This is a genomic window from Marinomonas sp. NPDC078689 (genome assembly GCF_044542435.1).
Taxonomy (GTDB): domain Bacteria; phylum Pseudomonadota; class Gammaproteobacteria; order Pseudomonadales; family Marinomonadaceae; genus Marinomonas; species Marinomonas arenicola.
The window spans coordinates 616995-632872 of record NZ_JBITUJ010000001.1 but is presented as its reverse complement, the minus strand read 5'-3'; the positions used below and the strand labels follow the sequence as shown (position 1 = coordinate 632872).

General features: G+C 46.4%; 13 protein-coding genes. 4 read left to right on the top strand and 9 right to left on the bottom strand.

The features are described 5' to 3' along the window. Window positions 1–311 precede the first annotated feature (311 nt). From ACIGBN_RS02885 to ACIGBN_RS02865, 5 genes are read right to left on the bottom strand one after another with little or no spacing between them, the layout of a single operon-like run. Window positions 312–941, bottom strand: a complete 630-nt coding sequence (locus tag ACIGBN_RS02885; RefSeq protein ID WP_396663547.1) for a sarcosine oxidase subunit gamma — start codon at window positions 939–941, stop codon at window positions 312–314. Then, window positions 934–3951: a sarcosine oxidase subunit alpha family protein gene (locus ACIGBN_RS02880; RefSeq protein ID WP_396663545.1), complete on the bottom strand. Its 3018-nt coding sequence runs from the start codon at window positions 3949–3951 to the stop codon at window positions 934–936. The genes ACIGBN_RS02885 and ACIGBN_RS02880 overlap by 8 nt, the downstream gene beginning before the upstream one ends. Continuing rightward, the gene (locus tag ACIGBN_RS02875; protein ID WP_133001558.1) at window positions 3948–4244 is read right to left on the bottom strand and encodes a sarcosine oxidase subunit delta; all 297 of its coding nucleotides are present in this window, start codon (window positions 4242–4244) and stop codon (window positions 3948–3950) included. The genes ACIGBN_RS02880 and ACIGBN_RS02875 overlap by 4 nt, the downstream gene beginning before the upstream one ends. Before the next feature lie 12 nt (window positions 4245–4256). Further along, the gene (locus tag ACIGBN_RS02870) at window positions 4257–5507 is read right to left on the bottom strand and encodes a sarcosine oxidase subunit beta family protein (protein WP_396663543.1); all 1251 of its coding nucleotides are present in this window, start codon (window positions 5505–5507) and stop codon (window positions 4257–4259) included. Window positions 5508–5567: 60 nt separating this feature from the next. Beyond that, window positions 5568–6950 (bottom strand): L-serine ammonia-lyase, encoded by a 1383-nt coding sequence (locus ACIGBN_RS02865; RefSeq protein WP_396663541.1) that lies wholly within the window; start codon window positions 6948–6950, stop codon window positions 5568–5570. A 730-nt stretch (window positions 6951–7680) separates the two neighbouring features. Here ACIGBN_RS02865 and ACIGBN_RS02860 point away from each other — a divergent pair. Both ACIGBN_RS02860 and ACIGBN_RS02855 read left to right on the top strand, forming a co-directional pair. Beyond that, window positions 7681–8121, top strand: coding sequence for a universal stress protein (locus ACIGBN_RS02860; RefSeq protein ID WP_133001561.1), 441 nt, complete (start codon window positions 7681–7683; stop codon window positions 8119–8121). 9 nt (window positions 8122–8130) lie between these two features. Further along, window positions 8131–9690 carry an alanine/glycine:cation symporter family protein gene (locus ACIGBN_RS02855; protein ID WP_396663539.1) on the top strand — a complete coding sequence of 520 codons (1560 nt, stop codon included), beginning with the start codon at window positions 8131–8133 and terminating at the stop codon, window positions 9688–9690. 142 nt (window positions 9691–9832) lie between these two features. On the opposite strand, the gene ACIGBN_RS02850 is transcribed toward ACIGBN_RS02855, so the two are convergent. Next, window positions 9833–11350 (bottom strand): aldehyde dehydrogenase family protein, encoded by a 1518-nt coding sequence (locus ACIGBN_RS02850; RefSeq protein ID WP_133001562.1) that lies wholly within the window; start codon window positions 11348–11350, stop codon window positions 9833–9835. Window positions 11351–11578: 228 nt separating this feature from the next. On the opposite strand from ACIGBN_RS02850, the gene ACIGBN_RS02845 reads away from it, so the two are divergent. Together ACIGBN_RS02845 and ACIGBN_RS02840 are read left to right on the top strand one after the other, a co-directional pair. After that, the gene (locus ACIGBN_RS02845; protein WP_396663537.1) at window positions 11579–12502 is read left to right on the top strand and encodes an AraC family transcriptional regulator; all 924 of its coding nucleotides are present in this window, start codon (window positions 11579–11581) and stop codon (window positions 12500–12502) included. Between the two features lie 182 nt (window positions 12503–12684). Next, window positions 12685–13896 carry an MFS transporter gene (locus tag ACIGBN_RS02840; RefSeq protein WP_396663535.1) on the top strand — a complete coding sequence of 404 codons (1212 nt, stop codon included), beginning with the start codon at window positions 12685–12687 and terminating at the stop codon, window positions 13894–13896. Window positions 13897–13940: 44 nt separating this feature from the next. On the opposite strand, the gene ACIGBN_RS02835 is transcribed toward ACIGBN_RS02840, so the two are convergent. The 3 genes from ACIGBN_RS02835 to folM all read right to left on the bottom strand — a co-directional run bounded on the left by ACIGBN_RS02835 (window position 13941) and on the right by folM (window position 15761). Continuing rightward, complete coding sequence (locus ACIGBN_RS02835) at window positions 13941–14213, bottom strand: hypothetical protein (RefSeq protein ID WP_396663533.1); 273 nt, start codon at window positions 14211–14213, stop codon at window positions 13941–13943. Between the two features lie 53 nt (window positions 14214–14266). Beyond that, window positions 14267–14950 (bottom strand): GTP cyclohydrolase I FolE, encoded by a 684-nt coding sequence (gene folE, locus ACIGBN_RS02830; protein WP_396663531.1) that lies wholly within the window; start codon window positions 14948–14950, stop codon window positions 14267–14269. Window positions 14951–15038: 88 nt separating this feature from the next. After that, window positions 15039–15761 carry a dihydromonapterin reductase gene (folM, locus tag ACIGBN_RS02825; RefSeq protein WP_133001566.1) on the bottom strand — a complete coding sequence of 241 codons (723 nt, stop codon included), beginning with the start codon at window positions 15759–15761 and terminating at the stop codon, window positions 15039–15041. Window positions 15762–15878 lie beyond the last annotated feature (117 nt).

Genomic DNA, 15878 nt, shown 5'->3' with positions numbered 1-15878 from the left:
ACTGATTAATCTATGCCAAACCGCTTTCCACTGAACCCAAATATAGTGGAAAGAGAAATGCCTACCTTAGCAATATTAGAATTCGGCTCTGGGGTCATCCTGTCACATTTTGTTCATAAAATGCCTTTCGGGCGCCATTCTACACCGAGGTACCCAATATAAAAACCCTATAAATATTACAATTTTGTGTCAGAAAGTATCCGTAAAAAAAGTGCCCCTATGGGCACTTTAAAAAAATTATCACTTCTCGAAACAACAATGATTGCTTGCCATCTAGAGCGCGCACTAACGAAACCTGTATACACAGCAGATTATTCGCTCACAGACAAACCATATTCATCCGATGCATCCACCAGCCAACGCCAAACGTAATCCGCAAAGCTACGACGAACAACCATAAAGTAACTGCCTTCTACCTGATGATGCAGAACGACCGTTGCCTTAGCAAAATGCGTAGTAATGACTTTCCCTACAGGAAATTCCGCTTCTATGTCGTATCCGCAGCTCTTTTGTAAGACTTGCTGAACGGCACGACCAGATAAGGTCATCAGTGTTTGACCACCTGACACATCCACCACGGAAAAATGCCCAGTAAGCTCGGCGCGTAACGAGGTTTCAATCTCGCCAGGAGACAAGTTCGCTGCGAGAATCAACCATTCGTCCGGACCAATCCAAAAAACATGGCAACGTTCACAAGCACTGCTTGTTAGTGGCGTCAAAGGCAAGGCAGTGCCCAGCACTTTTTCAACGCCGGCGACAAAATCAGCGTTTTCTGGGTTGCCTCGTAAGGTCAGGTGCGCATAAAAAGACGCTTCGCAAAAGCGCACGCCAGCATCGTCGACATTTTTATGCGTAACATGGTGCAAAGGTGTCTCACGTCGAGTGATACCTTGAGTATTTTTAGCCCGTGCTGAAAAATCAAACGTCGCTGAATTAGACATTTTGGCGCTCTCCTTTTGGGTCGTAAAAGACATAATCACAAATTTCAGCTTCAATAACTCGACCATCAGCCAAAGGAAAATATACGGTATCGCCTTTATGACTCTGACCTTCTTTAATAACCGCTAACGCAATCGAACGACCAACCACAGCACTGTAATAGCTCGATGTGACATGCCCCACCATGGTCATTGGAATCGCTTGCTCTGGGTCCCACACAGCTTGTGCACCTTCTGGCAGCACTTCATCAGGGTTCTTCGTTTTCAACCCCACATACTGTTTTCTTGCGGCCTTTTTCGTATCTGGGCGATCGAAAGAGCGCTTGCCAATAAAGCTGAACTCTTTGTTTTTTCCAACACACCAGCCCATATCCATATCATAAGGTGTGACTGAACCATCGGTGTCTTGACCCACAATAATGAAACCTTTTTCAGCGCGCAGCACGTGCATGGTCTCAGTGCCATAAGGCGTAATATCAAACTCTTTGCCAGCGGCCATCACCGCTTCCCAAACAAAAAGTCCATCGTTTGCTGGCACATTGATTTCGTAAGATAATTCGCCAGTGAAACTGATCCGGAAAACCCGCCCTTTCACCCCTGCTATCGTGCCTTCTCGCCAATCCATGAACTTGAAAGCGTCTTTATCAAGGTCAATGTCATCACACACTTTGGCTAACACTTTACGGGCATTGGGTCCCGAAATAGTCATGGTCGACCAATGGTCGGTCACCGATGTCATAAAGACATCTAATTCCGGCCATTCTGTTTGGTGCCACAGCTCCAACCACTCCAGTACATTGGCCGCACCACCCGTTGTGGTCGTCAAAATAAAATGATCGTCCGCCAAGCAAGAAGTCACGCCATCATCCATGATCATGCCATCTTCTTTCAGCATCAGACCATAACGACACTTGCCAACCGCCAGCTTAGACCAAGCATTGGTGTAGACACGGTTTAAGAACTCACGCGCGTCTTTGCCTTGTATATCAATTTTTCCTAAGGTGGACGCATCCAAAATACCCACACTATTGCGCGTGGCCAAGCATTCACGATTCAAGGATTCCTGCATAGTCTCACCCGGTTTTGGGTAATACCATGGACGCTTCCATTGACCGACATCCTCAAACAAGGCGCCATTTTCAACATGCCATTGGTGCATTGCGGTATAACGCTCTGGATCGAATAATGACTCGGCGTCACGCCCTGCTAACGCCCCAAAAGTAGAAGGCGTATAAGAGGGTCTGAAAATGGTCGTGCCAGTTTCCTCAATACTTTTGCTTAGCGAGCGAGCCGCGATCGCCATACCATTAACGTTACCCAGCTTACCTTGATCGGTACCAAACCCCATCGCGGTATAGCGTTTAACGTGCTCGATCGATTCAAACCCTTCGCGGGTTGCCAATTCAATGCCTGCCGCCGTCACATCATTTTGCAAATCAACAAACTGCTTAGGCGCTCGACTGACTGGTTTTTTATGTGGCACCAAAAACAGAGCTTGCGCTTTACCTTCCGCAATCCGCTCAACAGAAGGCTTATTCGCTAACACCTCGCCTTGGCCAAAACCTGCCGCTGACGCTGCTTTAGCACCGACATCAAAACCATGATCAATGCAATCAACTAGCTGATGATCACCCAGAATAGAACCGACACAATGCTGTGCTTGCAAGGCTTTACCGGGAACAAAGCCGATAACCTCCTCACTCCAAGTCGGGCGTGAGCCAGTATGGCAGCTCAAATGCACCACAGGACTCCAGCCGCCCGATGTGGCGACCGTATCACAGTCGTACTGTTTAACATCGCCCGTTACCTTGTCGCCTTGTTCATTGATTGGCGCCACAGAAGCGGAATAGACTCGACGTCCGCCTTTCACTTCGGTGACCGCATGACCAAACCAAACGTTGATCCCTAACGCCTTAGCTTCGGCGACTAATGCGCCATCCGAATGCGTACGAGAATCGGCGATTCCCACCACATGACGGCCCGCTTTTGACCACTCGATCGCCGCTAAATAGCCGCTGTCATTGGCCGTAGAGACGATTAAATTATGACCAGGCACGACCGCGTAGCGTTTAATATAGGTCGCTACCGAAGACGCTAACATCACCCCAGGCACATCATTGTTAGCAAACACCAATGGTCGCTCTTGCGCGCCCGCCGCCAAAATTACCTGCTTAGCACGTATTCGATGCGATCGTTGACGTGTTCCAGACACTGCCCGCTCGCCAAGGTGATCCGTTCGGCGCTCAATCGCCACTAAGAAATTATGATCAAAGTAGCCCATGACCGTAGTTTTAGGCAGTACTTTCACATTCTCCATTGCTTCCAGTTCAGCCACAATTTCAGCCAACCACAAGGACGCCGACCCGCCATTAATAGGCTGATCAAACGTTAGAAGATGCCCACCCATTTCACTTTGCTCGTCCGCAATAATAACGCGCGCACCCGTTTTGGCCGCGGCATAGGCCGCACTCAAACCTGCTGGACCACCGCCTACAACCATCACATCGCAATGCTGATTAAACTTGTCATAAGTATCTGGGTCTGGCGCAGTTGGCGCTTTACCCAGACCTGCGGCCTTACGAATAAAATGCTCATACGTCATCCACAACTTTTGTGGATACATAAAGGTTTTATAATAAAACCCTGGTGGCATCAGAGCACCAGCTTTGCCCAAATAGGACATCAAATCGAAATTAACATTCGGCCAACCCGCGACAGGGTTAGACACTAGACCTGAGTACAACTCCTGTTGTGTGGCTCGAACATTGGGCACCGTTGTGTCGCCAGTCCCCAGTTGAACCACACCATTGGGTTCTTCACTTCCGTGACCAGTAATGCCGCGAGCACGGGAATATTTAAAGCTACGACCGACTACGTCCACGCCATTTGCTAATAAAGCCGACGCTAAGGTATCGCCTTCATAACCTTTATAGTGCTGACCTGCAAAGCTAAAGTTTAATGCTTTATTACGGTCAATCCGGCCCCCTTGGGCTAAGCGATTCTTCTGGCTCATTCCGTCTCTTCCTTATCGGTAACCGCTGGCATCTCACCTATCTTGTAGGTTTCGTAAATATCATAAGTAACGGTATTGCGCGTCACGTTAAAAAAACGTCGACAACCGCTTACGTGGTACCACATTTCATGATGGATACCTTTGGGATTCTTACGGAAAAATAAGTAATCCCCCCACTCCTTATCCGATAAAGCGTCAGGATCTTTGGGACGAACAATGTGCGCTTGGCCACGATAATGGAACTCGTCTTCTTCACGATGTTCCTGACAATAGGGACAAAAAAGATGCAACATAAAACAGATCTCCTAGTGAGCTACGCCAGCGGCGCCGTGTTCGTCAATAAGGTGCCCCGAATGGAAGCGATCAATGCTAAAAGGTTTCGCCAGTGGATGAGGTTCATCCTTGGCGATGGTGTGCGCAAACACATTGCCAGACCCAGGTGTGGCCTTAAAGCCACCGGTTCCCCAACCACAGTTAAAGTACAAACCCGGAATGTGAGTCTTGGAAATAATCGGGGAAGCGTCAGGCGTGGTATCGACAATACCGCCCCAAGCACGGTTCATGCGCACTCGTCTAACGTCTGGAAACATTTCACAAATCGCCGCTAAAGTGTGCTCAATAACGGGAAAAGAGCCACGCTGCCCATAGCCGGTATAACCATCAATACCCGCACCAATCACCAAGTCGCCTTTGTCCGATTGACTCATGTAGCCGTGTACTGCATTGGACATCACAACCGTGTCTAGAATCGGCTTGATTGGTTCAGAAACACAAGCCTGCAACGGATGACTTTCGATAGGCAGCTCCATGCCCACCATTTTGGCTAGCAAAGAAGAGCTGCCCGCGGTCACACACGCCACTTTTTTAGCGGCGATAAAACCACGATTGGTTTCTACGCCACATACAGCGCCTTCATGACGACGAATGCCGATAACTTCCGTTTGCTGCAACAAATCAACACCCAGTGAATCTGCCGCGCGAGCAAATCCCCATGCAACAGCATCATGACGTGCCACACCGCCACGAGCTTGCCAAGAAGCACCCAAAACTGGGTAACGAGCGCGATCTGAACAATCCAATAGCGGGCAAATGTCTTTCACCTGTTTGGCGTTTAATACCTCGCCATCAATACCATTGAGTCGGTTAGCATTGACGCGACGTTCAATGTCTCTCATATCCTGTAAGTTGTGACCAAGATTTAACACACCTCGTGGTGAATACATCACGTTATAGTTTAAATCTTGGCTCAAGCCTTCCCACAATTTCATCGAGTGTTCGAATAAATGAGCCGCTTCGTCCCAAAGATAATTAGAACGAAGGATCGTTGTATTACGGGCGGTATTCCCTCCGCCTAAATAGCCTTTTTCAACCACGGCAACATTGGTAATACCATGCTCTTTAGCAAGATAATAAGCCGTTGCTAAACCGTGCCCTCCACCACCAATGATCACCACATCATAGACATCCTTCGGAGTCGGATTGCGCCATACTTTCTGCCAATTTTCATGATGACTTAACGCATGTTTAAACAGACTAAACACTGAATAACGACTCATAACACCATCCTATAATCTCGATGACACAGTTCTAAAATTGATTGTCGCTAACCCACAAGGTCAGCACTCAATGACATTAACAGCGAGTCCCCCACGAGAGGTTTCCTTGTACTTATCATTCATATCACGTCCGGTATCACGCATGGTGCGGATCACTTTATCTAATGAAACATAGTGCGTTCCATCGCCTCGAATCGCCATCGCGGCGGAGTTAATGGCTTTCATTGCCCCCATCGCATTGCGCTCAATACAAGGTACTTGAACCAGCCCTCCTATCGGATCACAGGTCAGCCCCAAATTGTGTTCCATGCCAATCTCCGCGGCATTTTCTACTTGCTCTGGGGTGCCGCCAGTCGCAGCCGCTAACCCTGCTGCGGCCATCGCACAAGCCGAACCGACTTCCCCTTGGCAACCGACTTCAGCACCAGATATAGACGCGTTTTCTTTAAACAACATGCCTATTGCTGCGGCCGTTAAAAAGAACTCAATAATGCCGTCTTTGCTGGAGCGCGGACAAAACTCCCAGTAGTAATGCAAGACCGCAGGGATGATGCCCGCCGCGCCATTGGTTGGCGCTGTGACGACTCGCCCTCCGGCCGCGTTTTCTTCATTGACCGCCAAGGCGTACAAATTCACCCAATCCAGTGCCCCCAGCGAAGGCGTAATCATGTCCATGCGTGTTTTGCTGGACAAATCTCTATATAAGCTGGCCGCGCGGCGTTTGACTTTTAATCCGCCTGGCAAGATACCTTCATGTGTCATGCCATTTTTCACGCACTCTTTCATGGTTTTCCAAATACTTAGAATGCCTTCTCGTATGGCCTCTTCACTGCGCCACACTTTTTCATTCTCCAGCATGATCTGAGCAATGCTCAACTCCTGTTCTCGACAAAGAGCAATTAAGCTTTCCGCACTATGAAACTCAAAAGGCAGTACGGTACTGTCTTCAACCAACTCTACGTCGCCTTGATCGTTCTCTTGCACAATAAAGCCACCACCGACGGAATAAAAAGTCGCTTTATGCAAGGACGACCCGTCTGCATCAAAGGCTTCTAACACCATGCCATTCGCATGAAAATCAAGGCGATCGATTCGGTGATAAATCAAATCTGCTTGCACATCAATCGCGACAGCCTGCTTAGCCAGCAAACGAATCAGCGAAGTCGATTCTATTTCTGCCACGCGATCATTAATCATGTTTGGGTCAACTAAATCGGGGAATTCACCCTCTAAGCCGATAAGCACAGCTTTACCGGTACCGTGCCCTTTACCCGTTGCCCCCAAAGAACCATACAAATCGATCTTTAGGCGCGCGACTTTTGACATTAAATGCAATGTCTCAAGTTGGTGAGCAAACTGGTTCGCCGCCACCATTGGCCCCACAGTATGTGAACTGGATGGGCCAATACCTACTTTAAAAAGATCAAACAAACTGATTGCCATGATTACGCTTTCCTCTTTTCTTAAAACACCAAGACAATGAATAAAGGCCTCACTGTCTGGCTCTTTTTTATTTGTCATTACAAGAACAAAGACCCGTTCAGAGAACAACTAAATATTCTTGGTTACAAGCATTTTTATTATGCGTTTCAAACAGAGGTAGCAGCAAAATGCATCGCGATACATCAACCAACAAAACAACGCACTCTCTATGTCGATATTGTGTGTGTCACGCCATCAAGCCATTTACCTGAAAACGACACTTTTATGTCCTCATACTCCCAAATTCATTTAGACCTTCTAGCCATGCTGTGTTTTTTATCTAACACCCGTAACTTCACTCACCTAAACAGTAAGAACAAAGTTGAGAGACTCTTTTTTTGACGATGTTAAGACGCTGAAAATGGTCAAAAAACGCACACCTTATTGCTGTCCCTTGAAGCCACTAAAGCACGCCTTTCGATCCTTTTCTTCTATTAAGTTTCCCTATCAATAAGCCGTTGTGGATTTGTTATATTTATTTTGTGCACATTTGTTACAAAGTATGCAAATGATCATGATTTTTTTGTATAGTATCAACAGGCTTCATAAAGAAATTAAATTCTATTTTGATGCTGAAATGGCGCTATTGTTTAACTGGTTAGCCTTTCTTAGAAAGGTTTTTTAAAAATACGCCCAATAAAAATCAAAATACGGCGACTTACCCTTCACACCCAAAGGAAGAGGATTAATTATGTCAGCAACTATTATTGTCGGAGTAGACGGAAGTGAGGCAGGCAATCGCGCACTTTCCTACGCCAAGCGACTAGCAACCCTAATCGGAGACGAATGCGTTTTAGAGCTTGTTTGCATTGTCGAATGGTCTCCTTACACTTTTCAAACCCACGAAGAAAATGCCCTACGTAAGAAAAACCGCCAAGAAGAATTAAACAACGCTAACGCCCGCGTTATCAGCCCAGCTCTTAAAGCACTCGAAGAAGCAGGCATTAAAGGGAATGGCCGTGTACTGCATGGCAAGGTTGCCCATTTACTTAACAGTATTGCTGTTGAAACAAACGCAGAACAGATTGTCGTGGCGCGCTCCACTGAACACGGCTTAAGCACACGTGTCTTTGGTAGTGTGACAGCGCACCTTGTTATGAGTGCGAATGTCCCTGTTACCGTTGTAAGCTGAGGAGCTGCTATGAAAAATTTTACGATATTAATAACGGCCTTGCTTTCACTGCTAATGATGAGCCTAAGCTCCACGGTTCAAGCAGCAGAAGGCATTGATGCCGCGGTAAACGAAGTTTTTGGTGCCGCAACAGGTTGGTTCGTTGCCCTTATCTTTGCACCCATCCCAGGGACGAGCTTTCCTTGGATTGTGCTTTGGTTAGTAACAGGCGCCAGTGTATTCACTCTGTATTTTGGTTTTGTTCAGTTTCGCAGCATCGGGCACTCTATTGCCTTGGTCAAAGGCGACTACTCAAACCCAAATGACGCAGGTGAAGTAAGTCACTTCCAAGCGCTTGCTACCGCACTTTCCGGTACGGTTGGACTGGGTAACATTGCGGGTGTTGCGGTAGCGGTTTCCATTGGTGGCCCTGGTGCTACTTTTTGGATGATCCTTGCCGGCTTACTAGGCATGGCATCGAAATTTACCGAGTGTACCCTGGGTGTGAAATACCGAAATGAATACAAAGACGGCAGCGTGTCTGGTGGTCCGATGTATTACATTTCTAAAGGTTTCGCTGAAAAAGGCATTCCTGGTGGTAAATTGCTAGCGGGCTTGTTCGCTGTGTTCTGTATTTTGGGCTCTCTTGGTGGCGGCAACATGTTCCAAGCCAACCAAGCACACGCTCAATTAACACAAGTTATCGGTGACTACCCAGGTTGGATTACTGGGGTTGTTTTTGCCACGCTCGTATTCGTCGTTATTGTCGGCGGCATCAAATCGATTGCGCGTGTTACTGATAAAGTGGTCCCTTTCATGGGTATCCTTTATGTGGGCGCTGCACTGATTATTTTGATCTTCAACGCAGACAAAATTGGTTGGGCATTTGGCCAAATCTTTACCGGCGCATTCACAGGTCTTGGTGTTGCAGGTGGTCTAGTAGGTGCCTTGATCCAAGGTTTCAAACGTGCCGCCTTCTCGAACGAAGCCGGGGTTGGTTCTGCCGCGATTGCTCACTCAGCAGTACAAACAAACGAACCTATTACCGAAGGTTTTGTTTCTTTGCTTGAACCATTTATCGATACCGTTGTGATCTGTACCATGACAGCCCTTGTGATCATCATCACAGGCCAATTAGTATCTGACCCACAAACAGGTCTTTATATCCTGAATGAAAGTGGCTCTATTTTGACCGCTGACGGTTCATCTGGTGTGGCGCTAACGTCTGCCGCATTTGGCTCAACAATCAGTTGGTTCCCGTTTGTCCTTGCTATTGCGGTTATCTTGTTCGCCTTCTCAACCATGTTGAGCTGGTCTTACTACGGTCTAAAAGCATGGACTTACTTGTTCGGTGAAAGCAAAAAAATGGAGTTGACCTTTAAAATCATCTTCTGCTTGTTTGTTGTTATCGGCGCAGCGTCTAGCTTAGGTCCTGTCATTGATTTCTCTGACGCCGCGATCTTCGCCATGGCCGTTGCCAACATCATCGGCTTATACTGCTTGATGCCTATTGTAAGAAAAGAATTAACGTCTTACTTAGCTCGCCTGAAAAGCGGTGAGATCAAGAAATACAAAGACATTAAGAAATAATATGTTTCGATAAAATCGAATATTAGATCCATAAAAAACCCCAAAAGAGTCTTCTCTTTTGGGGTTTTCTTTTTGTCGCAAATAAAAAAAGGCCCCGAAGGGCCAAAATGTTGTCTCAGGGGATTAAGACACTTTCAATAACCTAGAAAAAGCCTAACGGATTAACGTCGTAGCTTACTAACAAGTTTTTCGTTTGTTGGTAATGCTCTAACGCCACTTTATGCGTTTCACGGCCAACACCCGATTTTTTATAACCACCAAACGCTGAGTGAGCTGGATACTGATGATAGCAGTTCATCCAGACTCGTCCCGCTTGAATATTTCGCCCCATCCGGTACGCCAGATTCGTGTCACGAGTCCAAACCCCCGCACCTAAACCAAACTCACTGTCATTGGCAATGGCCAGCGCTTCTGCTTCATCTTTAAAGGTCACGATACTGACGACTGGGCCAAAAATTTCTTCTTGGAACACACGCATATCATTGGTGCCTTTGAACAAGGTCGGTTCCATATAGAAGCCGTTTTCAAAGCCTGGCACTGTCGCCACACCACCACCGATTAATAATTCAGCGCCTTCTTCTTTACCGATGTCCATGTAGCTAAGAATTTTATCAAACTGTTGTTTCGATGCCTGAGCCCCCACTTGAGTATCGGTATCGAGTGGGTCACCACGTTGGATGGTTTTGGTACGCTCAATCACCAACTTGATGAATTCATCATAAATAGATTCATGAACCAGGGCGCGAGATGGGCAAGTACAGACTTCGCCTTGGTTAAAGAAGGCTAACACCAAGCCTTCAACACACTTACTTATGTAGGATTCTTCTTGTTGCATGATGTCAGCAAAATAAATATTAGGGGATTTGCCACCCAACTCAACAGTAGATGGAATAATGTTTTCTGCGGCACAATGCAAAATCTGAGAGCCTACTGGGGTCGATCCTGTAAAGGCAATTTTAGCGATACGTTTACTGGACGCCAACGCTTGCCCCGCCTCTTTACCAAAACCATTAACGATATTTAACACACCGGCAGGCAGCAGATCGCCAATCAGTTTGACTAACTCAAGAATAGACGCTGGTGTTTGCTCGGCCGGTTTTAGTACCACACAGTTGCCCGCTGCCAACGCAGGTGCCAGCTTCCAAGCGGCCATTAAGATAGGGAAGTTCCAAGGAATAATTTGACCAACCACCCCTAAAGGCTCATGAAAATGATACGCCACTGTGTGTTCATCTAGCTCAGCGGCCGTGCCTTCTTGTGCTCGTAAGCAACCAGCAAAATAACGGAAGTGATCAGCGGCCAAAGGAATGTCTGCATTTAACGTTTCACGCACCGCTTTACCGTTATCCCACGTTTCAGCAACGGCCAAGAGTTCTAGATTTTGTTCGATGCGGTCTGCTATTTTGAGTAGAATATTTGAACGCGCCGCGACGGATGTTTTTCCCCATGCTTCTCGTGCCGCATGAGCCGCATCCAACGCTAGGTTAATGTCTTCCTCTGTAGATCGTGGAATTTGGCAGAATACGTCACCAGTAACAGGACTTACATTATCAAAATACTGGCCTTTCACTGGCGCAACCCAATCACCGCCGATGTAGTTTTCATATTGTTCTTGAAATGAAATGACGCTGCCTGCACTGCCTGGTTTTGCATAAATCATAATCTATCTCCACTCTTGTTGTTTTTGTAATGAGTTTTAATGAAGTTCAGAAGTCATTAGTGACTCTCCCTCTCACTTTAGAACAAGCGCCAATAAAAACTTGTCTAGCAGTCCACGATACTTGTCTGTGTATCCATTTATATTGACCTTGACCCACTCAAGGTAGATGATAAATGCTGAAAACATAAACACCGCGCCACCATACAAAAATAACTCAGAGGTGTGTTAATGAATAAATCCTTCATGGCGGATAAACCGCTTGCTTGGCAAAAACGAGCACCAAGCAAACTGATAGAAAACCGTGTTTGCTTTGCTGGCCCCCATGCTGAGCTGAGTATTTATGACACCTATGAGCAAGCTCAGAAAGTCAGCCTGAAAGCCAGCTCCCTGCTTTACTGCGGCATGGTGACTGGCGCAAAAGTCATGCACACTAAAAACCGCGAGAACATATCTTTCCTACCCCATGAATCCTTTATCTTATCCCCAGATGAAGAAGTATTGATCGACTTTCCCGAAGCCCAATTGGATTTACCGACAACCTGTCTTACCATCGAAATATCCAAAGAACGTGTCGCCCAAATTTGCGATCGAATGAACGACATCATGTCCTCGTCCCCGATTCCAACTAAAACGCCCATTGACCCAAACCAACCCTTGCACACACTGCACACCCAAGCCACTCAACAACTGCTCAACCGACTCACCAGCGATTTTGTGCAAAATGACCCAGATCGCGACTTATTGGTTGATTTTGGCGTCAGTGAATTAGTCACTCGCATTTTGCGCCATCATGGTCGTGAAGCGCTGCTGAGATTCACTCAACACAACCCTGACGCGAACGGCTTAACCTGCGTTTTGCATTGGATCGAACAAAACCTCGCACTGCCTTTAGACGTCAACGAACTAAGCAAAAAAGCCTGCATGAGCCGCAGCCGTTTTTACGATGCGTTTAAACGCCAATTAAATTGCACGCCTGCTGAATATCAGCATCAACGCCGCATGAGCCGTGCTTATCAGCGCTTACAAGAACACGTGTCTGTGACGGAAGTCAGTTACGAATTGGGCTATCAAAGCCTGAGCCATTTCAGTCGACGTTTTCATCAACATTTTGGCGTGTCTCCCCGACAAATCACTCAGGAAAAACTAAACTAATCATTCAAAGTTAAGCCTAACCCTGTGAGTTTCAGACGCCAAAAATTTGACAAGTAGATCTAGTCAACCAAAGCACACCTAACGTATAGTTAAGCCAACTATGTCTTGGTACTCCGACACTGCGATTTTAGCCAATTTAAAAACCACTCACTTTATGACTTCATCAAAACAGTAAGGCTGTTATGTCTCCGCTTTTTAAAAACCACAATTTCGTCCATTATTGGATCGGGCAAATAGCCTCCTCTTTTGCCTTTCAAATGCTCAGTGTTGGTGTTGGCTGGCAAATGTATGATCTTACCAATAGCCCGCTTGCGTTGGGCTTGGTGGGACTGTCACAGTTTCTCCCTCAGCTATTATTAACCCTGGTTGTGGGGCATGTAGCCGACCGTTACAACCGCCGTCTAATTTGTGTTTGTACTCGATTTGCCATGGCGCTGACGGTGGGCATACTGGCCTTTGGCAATATTACCGATACGATTTCGGCTAATATGATTTACTTTTGTGCCGCCATGCTTGGCACCGCACGCGCCTTTGAAATGCCGGCAAATCAAGCCATTTTGCCAAACCTAGTCCCTAGCGAGATGTTGTCTCGAGCCATGAGTGCCATCGCCTCTGCACGAGAAATCTGTGTGATTGCTGGCCCAGCCTTAGGCGGATTGATCTATATTTTAGGGCCAACGACGCTTTATGTTTCCAGCATGAGTTGCTTTTTTGTGGCCTGCGGCATTATGTTTTTCTTGCGCTATAACTTTTCAATTAAAAGCAAAACGCCAATAAGTCTTGATCATTTACTGGGCGGATTTTCATTTATCCGTGGCAATAAAGTCATCTTAGGGTCGGTTTCTTTAGACATGTTTGCGGTGTTATTAGGTGGGGCAACGGCTCTGCTACCGATCGTCGCCAAGGACATTCTTCATACTGGGCCTTGGGGCTTAGGTCTATTGCGTTGTGCGCCAGCACTCGGTGCACTGCTTATGTCGATTTATCTCGCACGCCGGCCATTAGAGCACAGTGTTGGTAAAATCATGTTTGCCGCCGTCGCTGTTTTTGGCGTCGCGACCATCTTATTTGGCCTGTCCGAAAGTCTATTCTTATCTATGTTTGCCTTAGTATTATTAGGCGCCTCAGACATGATCAGTGTGGTCATTCGCTCGACTTTAGTACAGCTTGAAACCCCGGACGAAATGCGGGGGCGAGTCAGCGCGGCCAATTCTGTGTTTATTGGTAGCTCTAATCAATTAGGGGAATTCGAATCCGGCGTAACCGCAGCATGGTTTGGTGTGGTACCAGCCATAGTGATAGGAGGAGTGGGGACCATTGCCATTGTCGGTATCTGGATGTATTTATTTCCACATCTGGTTCAACGTAACCAGCTAGAAAAAGCCAACGATTAAACGCCAGCCCTTCGCAGACAAGGCAAAAAACGGTTATTTAGACTTTACTTAAATAACCGTTTTTTCTTAATGCGTTTCCATTTCCAGCTCGGGGGATCCCCTTTTACAATATAGACAAGGATAAGTAAGCTGGTGAGTACCGCCACCCAAGCACCCCACCGCATGAGCACTACTTTCGGGTCGTGCATGACACTCACTAAAGCAATCGATAAAAAGTACACAGCAAGCACAACCCAGCCTTGCCAAGCATGAGGTTTACCCCAGCCCCAGCCATTTTTCTTGGCTGGAAACCATGTGTTTTTTTTACCTATCGTCATCCTATCTCGCTCAATGAATGCGCAATTAATGAATCCTAGCCAAGACATTAGGCTTAGTTGGTAAGAAACTCGCCTCGAGTCTTATCGCTGCGCTTAAATAAGCCGCCTAATGCTGTGGTTTGTGTGGATGAACTCGCGTCCATAACACCACGGGCTTTCACACAATAATGAGTCGCATTGATGCTGACGGCGACATTGTCTGTTTCTAACAACACTTGCAAAGTCACTAGTATCTGTTGCGTTAAGCGTTCTTGAACCTGTGGACGTTGTGCAAAAAATCGCACAATACGGTTTATTTTTGACAGGCCAATAATTTTATTTTTTGGTAAATACGCAACCTTAGCAAAACCGTCGATGGTGACAAAGTGATGCTCACATGTGCTGGTAAAACTGATATTGCTGACTTTTACCATTTCATCGACTTTCATTTTATTGTCGATGACAGTGATTTTTGGAAATTGAGCGTAATCCAAGCCCGAGAAAATTTCCTTCACATACATTTTGGCAATGCGATGAGGGGTTTCTGCTAAGCTATCGTCAGTCAGGTCTAAGCCTAATGTGCTTACCACATCTTCGAAAGATTGCTTGATGCGCTGATACTTCTCTTCACTCGTTAGCCCATTATCAATCATCGGCGTTTCAAGACCATGACTGATCAAGGCATCACGTACTTTTATCGCCTCTTCAGAAAGCACTAGGCTACCTACATTTGTTTTTTCTACTACGGCAGTGCTCATATCTATGTCCTAAGTTGCTATACCTTGTCTAACGACATAAAGGCTTCTATCAAAAAGAAGTAATCTTTTATTTACCCTTATAACTTGGCTAGACCAAATGCCTACCCCCATCAAGAGAGAGGGTTCGCCCTGTCATATAGCGGTTGGTTAATGCATATTGTACCGCTAGTACGCCTTCTTGTTCACCCGGCTCTTGATGTAGAAGCGATTTATTCAATGCTTTTTCGCGGTAATCCGCATCATCTTCTGGGTGAAACATTAATAATGATGGTGCTATCGAGTTAACATTCACTTTCGGCGCGAATCGTTTCGCAAAAGAATACGTCAAATTTGCCAACCCAGCTTTGCTGGAAGCATAAGCTATGTGCTTATCACTGCCCTTTTCCGCACTGTAATCCGTCATGTGAATAATGTCCGCTTTCCCCAGACACTCAAAGCCCGCATATAATAAAGCTTCAAAAGCAATATTCATACGGTATGGCGCAAATACATGGACTTGCCACATTTTTTCCATCAACTGACTTGCCTTTGGACAATCGGCTTCTGCCTCCCATTCCGACGCATTGTGAATAATGCCTCGTAGTCCAGAATAGTCTTGTTTTATCTGAGCAATAAAAAGGTCAACGCCTTGCTGCGAGGAAAAATCCGCCCGCACACAGCTAACGCCCAACCCTTCTAACACCTCAATGCTGGCTTTGGTATGACGATAGGTCACCACTACGTCATGGCCTTCGGCTCTTAACCTTTTGGCGCAGGCTAACCCCAAACGCTGGGCTCCGCCGGTAATAATAATGGGCATTTTGCACGTCATATAAAGTTATTCCTATTAAGTTATTTTTATCGCCGGCATAGGGCAGCACAATCGGGCAAAACAAATAACAACGCCGTTCAAATAGTCACTAGTAAAACGGCGCCAAGAGTGTCTATT

Excerpts from the sequence above, each read along its gene's own strand:
- folM (WP_133001566.1), bottom strand. The coding sequence starts at position 15,761 with ATGACGTGCAAAATGCCCATTATTATTACCGGCGGAGCCCAGCGTTTG.
- ACIGBN_RS02835 (WP_396663533.1), bottom strand. The coding sequence starts at position 14,213 with ATGACGATAGGTAAAAAAAACACATGGTTTCCAGCCAAGAAAAATGGC.
- ACIGBN_RS02880 (WP_396663545.1), bottom strand. The coding sequence starts at position 3,951 with ATGAGCCAGAAGAATCGCTTAGCCCAAGGGGGCCGGATTGACCGTAAT.
- ACIGBN_RS02870 (WP_396663543.1), bottom strand. The coding sequence starts at position 5,507 with ATGAGTCGTTATTCAGTGTTTAGTCTGTTTAAACATGCGTTAAGTCAT.
- ACIGBN_RS02860 (WP_133001561.1), top strand. The coding sequence starts at position 7,681 with ATGTCAGCAACTATTATTGTCGGAGTAGACGGAAGTGAGGCAGGCAAT.
- ACIGBN_RS02850 (WP_133001562.1), bottom strand. The coding sequence starts at position 11,350 with ATGATTTATGCAAAACCAGGCAGTGCAGGCAGCGTCATTTCATTTCAA.
- ACIGBN_RS02865 (WP_396663541.1), bottom strand. The coding sequence starts at position 6,950 with ATGGCAATCAGTTTGTTTGATCTTTTTAAAGTAGGTATTGGCCCATCC.
- ACIGBN_RS02875 (WP_133001558.1), bottom strand. The coding sequence starts at position 4,244 with ATGTTGCATCTTTTTTGTCCCTATTGTCAGGAACATCGTGAAGAAGAC.
- ACIGBN_RS02845 (WP_396663537.1), top strand. The coding sequence starts at position 11,579 with ATGAATAAATCCTTCATGGCGGATAAACCGCTTGCTTGGCAAAAACGA.
- ACIGBN_RS02840 (WP_396663535.1), top strand. The coding sequence starts at position 12,685 with ATGTCTCCGCTTTTTAAAAACCACAATTTCGTCCATTATTGGATCGGG.
- ACIGBN_RS02885 (WP_396663547.1), bottom strand. The coding sequence starts at position 941 with ATGTCTAATTCAGCGACGTTTGATTTTTCAGCACGGGCTAAAAATACT.
- ACIGBN_RS02855 (WP_396663539.1), top strand. The coding sequence starts at position 8,131 with ATGAAAAATTTTACGATATTAATAACGGCCTTGCTTTCACTGCTAATG.
- folE (WP_396663531.1), bottom strand. The coding sequence starts at position 14,950 with ATGAGCACTGCCGTAGTAGAAAAAACAAATGTAGGTAGCCTAGTGCTT.